The sequence below is a fragment of the Dolichospermum planctonicum genome (assembly GCF_005402965.1).
Lineage (GTDB): Bacteria > Cyanobacteriota > Cyanobacteriia > Cyanobacteriales > Nostocaceae > Dolichospermum > Dolichospermum planctonicum.
Genome location: NZ_BJCF01000083.1, coordinates 1 through 10,343 on the forward strand (window position 1 = coordinate 1; position 10,343 = coordinate 10,343).

At 40.9% G+C, this 10,343-nt stretch carries 8 protein-coding genes; 2 read left to right on the forward strand and 6 right to left on the reverse strand.

Going from position 1 to position 10,343, the window contains the following annotated elements; all coding sequences use genetic code 11:
• Positions 1-190: 190 nt before the first annotated feature.
• From FFO06_RS20155 to rimO, 3 genes are all read right to left on the reverse strand, one after another.
• Positions 191-706, reverse strand: a complete 516-nt coding sequence (locus tag FFO06_RS20155; RefSeq protein WP_236097199.1) for an IS607 family transposase — start codon at positions 704-706, stop codon at positions 191-193.
• 205 nt (positions 707-911) lie between these two features.
• Positions 912-2,501 carry a DEAD/DEAH box helicase gene (locus FFO06_RS20160; protein WP_137909624.1) on the reverse strand — a complete coding sequence of 530 codons (1,590 nt, stop codon included), beginning with the start codon at positions 2,499-2,501 and terminating at the stop codon, positions 912-914.
• A 65-nt stretch (positions 2,502-2,566) separates the two neighbouring features.
• Positions 2,567-3,922, reverse strand: a complete 1,356-nt coding sequence (gene rimO / locus FFO06_RS20165) for a 30S ribosomal protein S12 methylthiotransferase RimO (protein ID WP_137909629.1) — start codon at positions 3,920-3,922, stop codon at positions 2,567-2,569.
• A 689-nt stretch (positions 3,923-4,611) separates the two neighbouring features.
• On the opposite strand from rimO, the gene btpA reads away from it, so the two are divergent.
• Both btpA and FFO06_RS20175 read left to right on the forward strand, forming a co-directional pair.
• Positions 4,612-5,424 (forward strand): photosystem I biogenesis protein BtpA, encoded by an 813-nt coding sequence (gene btpA, locus FFO06_RS20170; protein WP_137909625.1) that lies wholly within the window; start codon positions 4,612-4,614, stop codon positions 5,422-5,424.
• Between the two features lie 71 nt (positions 5,425-5,495).
• A complete protein-coding gene (locus FFO06_RS20175; RefSeq protein WP_137909630.1) occupies positions 5,496-6,485 on the forward strand; it encodes a vitamin K epoxide reductase family protein in 990 nt (329 codons plus the stop codon).
• A gap of 335 nt (positions 6,486-6,820) precedes the next feature.
• Here FFO06_RS20175 and nadB read toward each other — a convergent pair whose 3' ends face one another.
• The 3 genes from nadB to FFO06_RS20190 form a co-directional block, all read right to left on the reverse strand.
• Complete coding sequence (nadB, locus tag FFO06_RS20180) at positions 6,821-8,497, reverse strand: L-aspartate oxidase (RefSeq protein WP_137909626.1); 1,677 nt, start codon at positions 8,495-8,497, stop codon at positions 6,821-6,823.
• Positions 8,498-8,631: 134 nt separating this feature from the next.
• Positions 8,632-9,060, reverse strand: a complete 429-nt coding sequence (gene psbU / locus FFO06_RS20185) for a photosystem II complex extrinsic protein PsbU (protein WP_137909627.1) — start codon at positions 9,058-9,060, stop codon at positions 8,632-8,634.
• A gap of 315 nt (positions 9,061-9,375) precedes the next feature.
• Positions 9,376-10,056, reverse strand: coding sequence for a DUF3120 domain-containing protein (locus FFO06_RS20190; RefSeq protein ID WP_370744026.1), 681 nt, complete (start codon positions 10,054-10,056; stop codon positions 9,376-9,378).
• Positions 10,057-10,343: the final 287 nt, after the last annotated feature.

Genomic DNA, 10,343 nt, shown 5'->3' on the forward strand with positions numbered 1-10,343 from the left:
CCCAAGCCTTTAAAGAGCCGAACTCATTCCACAAGTCAGAGCGCAGTTGTCCTAAACGCAAAGCAATTAAATCAAGTTCGTTAGATTTCCAAGTATTTAGTTTTTTAGTCCCTAAAATGGCGATTCTCGTAACGGTTAATTGATTCTTTACTTTGAGTTTCATGAACTTGGTTTGCTACGTCTTTTACTATTATATTCCTATTGACTCGTATTCGCTACTATTTGTTTCATGAATATTTTGCTCTTCGGCTATTTTTTTCTTGTAAGCCCGAAGAAAGTAAAGTTTGGAGGAAAAGCAGTGCATGATAGCCATAAAATCCTGCATTAACTCTTCGTGCGGTGATAGCTTGGCATTGTTCACCACAACAATTTTGCAGCCGTGAAGGTTGCAAAACCACTCAACGAATTCAAAACCAAATCTGCATAACCTGTCCTTGTGTCCCACCACAATTTCAGAGATTTGATTTTCCGCAACTTGAGTCATTAATTTAAGAAAGTTTTTCCGCTTCCAGTTGATGCCACTAGCAACATCCTTGACGACTCGACATCCTGGGTAAGTTTTACCTAAAAATTCTATTTGTGTGTCAAGGTCTAACAACTGGGTTTTTGTGCTGACACGGGCGTAAAGAACCCGTTCTTTATCCGTTGGAACTGTTTTGATAAAGGCTGACTCTGGATATCTCCGGTGTCCCCCAGGGAAATACATTCTATTTTCCCTAAGTCAGCCCATTCTGCCGTCGTCTTAGGGTGGTAGCCAAATTGTTTGTAAACTTGTTCTGGGGTTAGGTATTTCATCTTTCGGTTAAATACGATTAACCCCAGTATACTACGTTATTTCGAGATTAGAGAGTATGGCAGCGGTAATTAATTAATTAATTAATTAATAAATAAATTACCGCTACTTTGCTTAACTATTCTCTACCAGTATGTGAACCTAATTTGTGATTGCTAGGAGTGGGAGAAGCTTCACCGTGGGCTGTTCTTAACTTGGGTTTAGGACTACCGCCACCGTTACTACGTCTTTCATCGTTACCTTTACCCTCTTTTGACCAAGAAGAACGGCCTCTACCGCCTCCAGAACCACGTAAGCCACCACCACGTTCGCTTTCCCGTTCTGAACCATCACCGACATCTATACGGCGTTTGTTAATTCTGGGTTTGGGAGTTGGGCTTTCTTCTACAGGTAAATCCACTCCTGATAGTAACCAAGCGGGACGGGTTTGATCATAAGCGATTTGTAAAGCAGCCGCAGCGATCGCATGAGCATCGTATTCTGCAATCATTTCACTGATAATGGGCAAGAATGAAGCTAACCGTTCACCTGTTAGAGCTTCAGCTACTTGTCCTCTTAACTTCTGAATATGTTGAGCTTCAATCTGCGCTTTAGTAGGAATAGACAGAATTTGCCAAGTTTGGCGGTTATGGCGTTCAAAAGCCTGTTGTTTACGGCGTTCAAAAGCCTGAACCAAAGAAATGGCTGTTCCTTCTTTTCCAGCGCGACCGGTACGACCAATGCGGTGAACATAGGTTTCCACACTATCAGGTAAATCAAAGTTAATCACATGAGAAAGTTGATCAACATCTAAACCCCTAGCTGCAATATCAGTAGCTACTACCCAACGCACTTGACGGTTACGGAAGCGAATTAATAGACGTTCCCGCGCTTGCTGGGACAAATCACCATGATATTCATCCACACTATGACCAGCAGATTGCAATTGACTGGTTAATTCTGCGGCTGTGCGACGGGTGCGAACAAAGATTAAAGCTGTTTCTGGGTCTTCCATTTCCAGAATTGGTTGTAAGGCCTTGGCTTTTGTCCAGTGACGGGGAATAATGTAAGCTACTTGATTGATTTTATTTGGTGCGGCCTTGGGTTGTTCAACGGTGACAGTTACCGGTGAGTTCAAAAATTTATTTACCAACATCCGAATTGATGGTGGCATTGTTGCAGAAAATAAGGCTGTTTGTCTTTCTTCTGGTGCTTGGGAAAGAATTCTTTCCACATCATCAATGAAGCCCATGCTTAACATTTCATCAGCTTCATCTAACACAAACCACCGTACTTGATCTAACTTCAAGCTACCACGATCTAATAAATCTATCACCCGTCCTGGTGTACCGACAACGATTTGCGCCCCCCGTCTGAGTTGCATAATTTGCCGGTCAATTGATTGACCACCATAAATGGCTGCTGCTTTCAAGTAACTATTACCAATAAATTGGGAAATAGCCGCATGAACTTGAATGGCTAACTCACGAGTTGGGGTTAAAACTATTGCTTGTACAGCTTTTTGATCAGGATCTAGCCGTTCTAAAATTGGTAGGGAAAAAGCTGCGGTTTTACCTGTTCCTGTTTGGGATTGACCGACTACATCCCGACCATTTAATAATTGAGGAATTGCTTGGGTTTGGATATTAGTAGGTGCAGAAAAACCCATGTTTTCTAACAGTTCAGCACGTTCTTGGGAAATGCCTAATTCTTGAAATGATAAGTTCATTAACTCTCCTAGATTTTATTGTGAATTTTTGATTTGTAAACCGATACTTATTTGTAAATTAAGTCTTATGCAACAGTAGATAGAGAACGAGATAATAATCTATCGCTATTGACAACTTGACCATAAAGGTCATAGGCATCGGCGCTTTGAATCGCTACTTTGACGATAGTTCCTAGCCTAGCCTCTCCTTTCACATAGACTTGACCATCAACTTCGGGAGAAAATCTACCAGAACGACCAATTAGTTCGCTCGTTTCAGGATTTTCTTGCTCAATTAGGACATCAACAATTTTGCCGATTTCCTGTTGATTTTTCTGCAAAGAAATTGGCTGTTGTAATGCCATTAGTTGATCATGGCGTGCTGCCATTATTTCTGCTGGAATTTGATTAGGTAGACTGTAGGCTGGAGTTCCTTCTTCCGGTGAAAAAGTAAATACACCAACATGATCAAATTTATGCCGTTGTGTAAACTCTAATAAATGTTGAAAATGCTCCTCGGTTTCTCCCGGAAAACCAACTATAAATGTGGTTCTTAGCACTGCTGATGGTAGGGACATTTTAATCCTTTCCATAATCCCATCATTGACCTGTCCTTGCCAAGGACGATTCATAGCCCGGAGAATTTCTGGGTGGGAATGTTGCAGGGGTAAATCTAAATATGGTAAACAGTTGGGGGTTTCTTCGATGGCCGCCATTACATCTGGTGTTAATCCGGTGGGATAGGCGTAGTGCATTCTCACCCAAGGTATATCTACTTTCCCTAAAGCCCGCAGCAGTTCGGCTAATTTGGGTTTTCCGTAAATATCTAGGCCGTAATTGGTGGTGATTTGAGAAATGAGAATTATTTCTTTCACACCTTGATCTGCCAGTTGTTGGGCTTCGGCTACTATTGATTCAATGGTACGCGATCGCTGGTTTCCTCGCAAATGGGGAATAATGCAAAATGCACACCGATAATCACAGCCTTCAGCCACTCGCAGGTAAGCTACTCCTTCGGTTGTTGTCCGATAACGCGGTGTGGTTTCATCTGCGATATAAGTAGGTTCGGCGGTAATTTCTTTAACTCTCTCTCCTTGCTCTACTCGCTCGATCACATCCACAATTTTGTGATAATCTCCTGTCCCCACTACCGCCACCGCTTCTGGCAATTCTTCCAATAATTGTTCTTGAAAGTGTTGGGCCATGCAGCCTGTAATGACGATTTTCTTATTAGCCTCCGCTAGTTCTACTAGGGTTTTTACTGATTCCTGTCGTGCTGCTTCAATAAAACTACAGGTATTAACAATTACGTAATCTGCTAATTCTTCGTTGCTATCTACACTATAGCCTGCGTTTACTAGCAGCCCTAACATATGTTCTGTATCAATGCGATTTTTCTCGCAGCCCAGGTGAGAAATGGCAACTGTTGGCTTTTCACCCATCATGTTCAATAAATGTTCCGTTTTTCCTTGCTAATTAACATTCAAATTGGGTCGGGATATATAGATAAATAACTCCTACCCAACTACCCGTTACTAATTACCAGATTTCACCTGCATCATTAGCAACTTTAATTAGTAAATACAATCCCTCAACCTCTTCTATTTTACAGATGAGGCCATATCATGATCCTTCTACTAATTTGTTTCCCAGGGTAATCTTGAGCATCTTTGGGTAAGTCTGACACTCGTAATATTTTTTAACAATTCGCTTATTGGTATTTTAAATTACCGCAGCGTGGGCTTTGTTAATTTACCCATTGGGAAGCCGACCCGGAGGTCTGTTTTGAGAAGCCGCTACCCAACCGGGAAATCGCACTGGCGACCACGCCCATCAAGCAGTAATGCTACTCCGGCATTTACAATTAAATGACGGGAAGCTGCCTTGCATCTTGTGAGTGGCAAACTTCTCTTCTAATCAGATTTTATCTTAACATATCTTAGGGAAGGTTGAAAGTTAATTTCCATCTTGAGGAGGAGGTTACAACCTGACCATGAAAAAACCGCTTAGGACTCACACAGCAGGGAACAGGGAACAGAAAAACCGGCGTTGCATAATGTCGGTATGAGTTATGTTTCGCGCCAAGGCGCAAAGAGTAAGAGTTTGAGAATGTGCGAAGTAAATTAAAAACGTGGACTTATATCAGTTATTTAAAACCCGAACCCCAATTATTGGCGTAGTGCATTTGCTACCCTTACCTACTTCAGCCCGTTGGGGAGGTAGTCTCAAAGCAGTGATTGACCGCGCTGAACAAGAAGCCACAGCCCTTGCTAGTGGAGGGGTTGATGGGATTATCGTTGAGAATTTTTTCGATGCCCCATTTACTAAAAATCAAGTTGACCCGGCTGTTGTCAGTGCCATGACTGTGGTTGTACAACGTATACAGAACTTGGTTACTGTGCCTGTGGGATTAAATGTGTTACGCAATGATGGCAGAAGTGCGATCGCTGTTGCTAGTTGTGTTAATGCACAATTTGTTCGTATTAATGTACTTACAGGTATAATGGCAACTGACCAAGGACTAATTGAAGGGGAAGCTCATCAATTACTACGGTATCGTCGAGAATTAGGATCTGACGTGAAAATTTTTGCTGATGTTTTAGTAAAACACGCCCGTCCGTTGAGTTCTCCTCATCTCACTGTTGTTGTGAAAGACACTATTGAAAGGGGTTTGGCTGATGCGGTAATTTTATCTGGTTGGGCTACTGGTAGTCCTCCTGAGCAAGAGGATTTAGAACTAGCTAGTGCTGCGGCGGATGGAACTCCCGTTTTTATTGGTAGTGGCGCAAGTTGGGAAAATGTTAGCACTCTCCTACAAGCAGCAGATGGGGTAATTGTTTCTAGTTCTCTCAAACGTCATGGTCAAATTCAGCAACCCATAGACCCCATTCGCGTCAGTCAATTTGTGGAAGCCGCCCGCAGACCTCTATTGTCTGAACTATGATGCTTTTGATTTGCTTGATTTAGATGATTTCTAAACTAATTACCAATTACCAATTACCAATCACTAATATTATGATTCGTCGTCGTTCTACTCCTAGTATTTATAAATGGTCGCGTCCAGCCATTGGAGCGATCTCCGGTTTTGGTATCCTGAATACAGGTTATCTCACTTTTGAAAAGCTGACCGGCAGCGCCCCGGTTTGCACTACACCAGAAAATGTTAAGAGTTGTGTAGATGTCCTTTCTAGTCCTTGGGCTACAGTTTTTGGTCAACCATTACCTGTATTTGGTTTATTGGCATACATGGGTATGTTTATATTCGCTTTAGCTCCTTTGGCATTGAACTCAGGGGAAAATAACAAAAGTCAGAAACAACTAGAAAATGTGACTTGGTGGTTGCTGTTTATAGGAGCGATCGCTATGTCGGTTTTTAGTGGATACTTAATGTATGTACTAGCATTTGAACTGAAAGCTATTTGTCTTTACTGTATCGCTTCCGCCTTATTTGCATTAATCATGTTAGTGTTAACCGTCATGGGTAGGGATTGGGAAGATAGCGGACAACTTTTATTTACCGCTTTAATTGTAACGATTGTGACGCTAATTGGGACTTTAGGAATTTATTCTCAAATCAGCCCATCAGGTAATATTACTGAATCAACTGATGGAAAACCTACAGCAATCACCTTTACCCCAAAACAATACCCAAATCCTGAATTTGGCTGGGAAATTACTACTAAATCTGGAGAAGCGGAAATAGCCCTAGCCCAACATCTGGTTAAATCTGGTGCTAAGGAATATGTAGCCTATTGGTGTCCCCACTGTCATGAACAAAAGTTACTTTTCGGGAAAGAAGCTTATCAAATCATTAATGATAATTCTAAGGTAGAGTGCGCTGGTGATAGTCCCAATGGTAAACCAGAATTATGTAAAGCCGCAAAAATTCAAAGTTTCCCAACTTGGATTATTAATGGTAAAAGCTATAGTGGAGTACAAAGTCTAGAAGAATTAGCAAATATCACAGGTTATACAGGTCCGAAAAACTTTAAATATTTCCGTTAAAAATTAGTAAGACTTACGCAATTGTGACAAAAAATTATTATGTTTTGTTTGTAGTCAGGGCTTTAGCCCTGATGATTGTTCCCATAGCCTCTAGAAGATAGGACTAAAGTCCTAACTACGATCTCATTTATTAGACCAGTTGCGTAAGTTATCATTGGAAATGATAGCGTTTCCCAGTCTAATAAAGTACAAAATTATCTCCGTTTATCTGCGTCCATCTGCGTACCCTTCGGGAAGCAAGCTACAATTATTACTGCTTGTACCTCACTTGAATGGGAATGGCGATAAGGTAATCAGGTGAATATATATTTATCTTTAATTTCACCAATTACCAATTACCCATTACCCATTACCCATTCTTGATTTTTCACCAGAGTATGCACTTGCCAATTAGGATCAGTTTGGGGGTAATCTAAACGATAATGTCCACCACGGCTTTCGGTTCTAAAAACAGCACTTTTGAGAATTAATTCGGCCACATCTAATAAATTACGAGTTTCTGCCCAAAGCCGCAATTCCTTTTCAATTTTCGGTTGTTGAAAATTAACTGATTGTCCAGGCTGTAAACTTAATAATAATTGACTTAAAGGTAAAGCTGCAAAGTCTTTTTGCCAAGATTTGATTTGAGAAATGGCAGTTTCTAAACTTGATTTTTCTCGACAAATACCCGCACTTTGCCAAACTATACGGGGTAAATTTTGGCGAATTTCTGCTAATTGTCTTTGTTGATTTTCCCAATCAATTGCAGACGGGTTAACTGCAAAATTTCCATTTTTAATAAAGTTAACAGATTTCTGTTTTTGAATTATCAATTTTTCATGATCAACATTAGCCATTTGCGCCCCAAAGACAATACATTCTAAAAGAGAATTACTGGCTAAACGATTTGCACCATGTACCCCCGTACTAGCGGTTTCCCCAACAGCATATAAACCGGGAATATTGGTCGAATTAGTCACATCTGTGATAATACCACCCATCCAATAATGGGCGGCGGGAGAAACGGGAATGGGTTGATTAAAGACATCAATACCCCAACGTTGACAAACGGCGATGATATTGGGGAAACGATGACGAATTTTCTCAGGGGGAATAGGACGCATATCTAACCAAACATGGGCTGTAGCCGGGTCAGAGGCGGTATTTTGTAAATGACTAAAAATTGCTCGACTCACCACGTCTCGCGGCGCTAATTCCCCAGATGGGTGGTAATCAAAAGCAAAACGTCGCCCGGTATCATCCACCAGGTGCGCCCCTTCACCGCGTACGGCTTCACTAATAAGAAAACGTCCCGGTTTACTCAAGGCTGTAGGATGAAACTGCACAAATTCTAAATCCCTAAGAATCGCTCCCGCCCGCCAAGCAATGGCCACACCATCACCTGTACTTACTTCTGGGTTAGTAGTTTGGGCAAATACTTGACCACCGCCACCCGTAGCTAAAATTACTTCTCCGGCTCTCACCCAGGTAATTTTACCTTGATAAAATAGGCTAATTCCCAAACATTGACCTGTTTGGGGTTCTATCCACAAACTCAAAGCCAAAGCTTGCTGAATTACTTTGATATTCTGACGACGCAGAACTTGATTTTTCAGGGTAGTTGTAACTTCCCTACCAGTGGTATCAGCCGCATGGAGAACACGAGGACGAGAATGGGCTGCTTCTAAGGTTAAGGCTAAGTTACTTTCATGACGATCAAAAGCGACTCCTAAATTAACCAGGGATTGAATACAACTGGGAGCTTGTTCAGCTAAGAATTTTACAGCAGCTAGATCACATAAACCCGCTCCGGCTTTTAATGTGTCTTCAATATGCAGTTTTGGCGAATCTTCTGGGGCGACGGCTGCGGCTATACCACCCTGCGCCCAATCACTAGCGGATAGGGAAACTGTTTCTTTAGTAATTAGGCCGACTTGTAAGGATGCTGGTAAACATAGGGCTGTATATAGTCCCGCTGCACCAGCACCGACTACTAAAACATCAAATTGGTTAGGAATATCTATATCAGACAAGGTGGGGTAATGGGTAATAGGTAATGGGTAATGGGTAATGGGTAATGGGTAATGGGTAATGGGTAATAGAGAAATTTATTAGACTTTTTGCCTATTGCCCCTACCAATCACCAATTACCAATTACCAACTAAGGTTATCTGTAGATACCGTTGTTAATGCGATCATCACCTTCGTTGAAGTTAGGCTCAAATTCTGTCACGGTGAAATTATCCAAATTGGCTTGCAAAAGTGCTTTTTGTTTATCGCTCAATTTTGCCAAATTTAATACATCCTCTACTTTGTTGTAAGGAGCATTTTTGATAATTTTCTTAGCCAAGGTGGGATATAGTCCTGGATACTTTTGGAAAGCAGCGATATTGGTATTATTCAAATCAATTTTTTTACCAAAGTCCGTTCCCAGTTTCTGATCTGCTTTGTTTTGGCGAGCAAGTGCTAAAACTGGAACTTGATTTCCTGCAAAGCTATTGAAACTAACAGCTTGGGCTGTCTGAGTAGTTCCCAGCATTCCCCAACAACCTAGCAACAATGTAAATACAGTGAATAAACGCACCAATCCTTTCACGATTTTTTACCTCTTTCTATCAAACAGCAATTAAATTGTTGATTATTTGCAGCCACAAGCCATAAACCGTAGGGCATAAGCCAGAATTTTCAGGTTGTTAGAGCAGTTTCTATTCTAACTTGATCCTGATTTTCTCATGGTTTAGCTTCTTCGTTTTAGCTTGGGATCTTGCACAACAGTCATCAAGAACTAATATACAGCGTATCAATATCCACAATATTCACTACTATTTGGTTTACTTTGACTTTTGCCAAAAATTCTTCCTCATAGCACTTACGCGCCTATTTTTGGGTGTTTTCCCCATTGATGGGAATTTCACGCTAGAACCGCTGCTATTAAGAATAGACTGTCTACTAGAATTGTACTCAAAATTGCCCCTCCAAAGGCATACCAATGGCATTGTTTATTCAGTAAAGAGACTGTTCCCACTGTCATCAGTATCAGGGCAAGAATGACCGCCCAGCCCTCTCCCCAGGGTGTTTCGACTTGTTCTAAGGCATTTTGTAAGATTTGTGAAGCTCCTGCGGGATCTATTCTCATAATTTGTCGCCAATAGGGCATCAAATCTACTAAATAAAAATAAATATCGGTTAAAACTGTCCCCAGCAAAGAACCTAAATAGAACCAATTGCCGATTTTACCCCAATTTTTCGCTAAACACCACAAAGCAAAGGGTAATCCTAGTGATTCTATGGGTATATGCCAGATTGGTTCATATCTTAACCAACCCCAATAAATTGCCCCTGTCAACCAAGTCCAGCTAAACCCAAAGAGTAAATCTCCCCATAAATAGGTTCTTGAACTTGACATTAATCTCATACTGAACCAAAGTAAAAAGCCTGTTAAAAATACACTTAGCGCAGGAAATGATCTTACTAATGGTGCTTCCACAAACACTGGTACTGATACTAAAAATACCGACGCTGCAAATACTAACCAATTTTGTCGGGAAGATATCAAGTTTGCTAAAGAGGTTTTTTTAATGCCATCACCAATATCTAACGTAGGGTTAGTAGCTGTATAGGAAAAGAATGTATGATTAATCAAAGTTTCTAATATTTGTTACTAAACTTTACTTATCCCACAATATCATAATTGATAATCCCCCCTGGGGGCATCTTGATTATACACGAAATTTATTTATAGGACTATGCACTCAATAATTTCACGAGTTTTGGTAATTTCAGCCGGGGGGCTTGACAGTGTTTTGAGTTTCGGGTATGATGATGTTATTGGTGGAAAATAGTGCGTCCATATATATAGAGTTTTGAATTACTAAGATT

Bases quoted from the DNA above. Each gene is read 5' to 3' on its own strand.
- FFO06_RS20155 (WP_236097199.1), bottom strand. From the start codon at position 706: ATGTATTTCCCTGGGGGACACCGGAGATATCCAGAGTCAGCCTTTATC.
- FFO06_RS20160 (WP_137909624.1), bottom strand. From the start codon at position 2,501: ATGAACTTATCATTTCAAGAATTAGGCATTTCCCAAGAACGTGCTGAA.
- rimO (WP_137909629.1), bottom strand. From the start codon at position 3,922: ATGGGTGAAAAGCCAACAGTTGCCATTTCTCACCTGGGCTGCGAGAAA.
- FFO06_RS20175 (WP_137909630.1), top strand. From the start codon at position 5,496: ATGATTCGTCGTCGTTCTACTCCTAGTATTTATAAATGGTCGCGTCCA.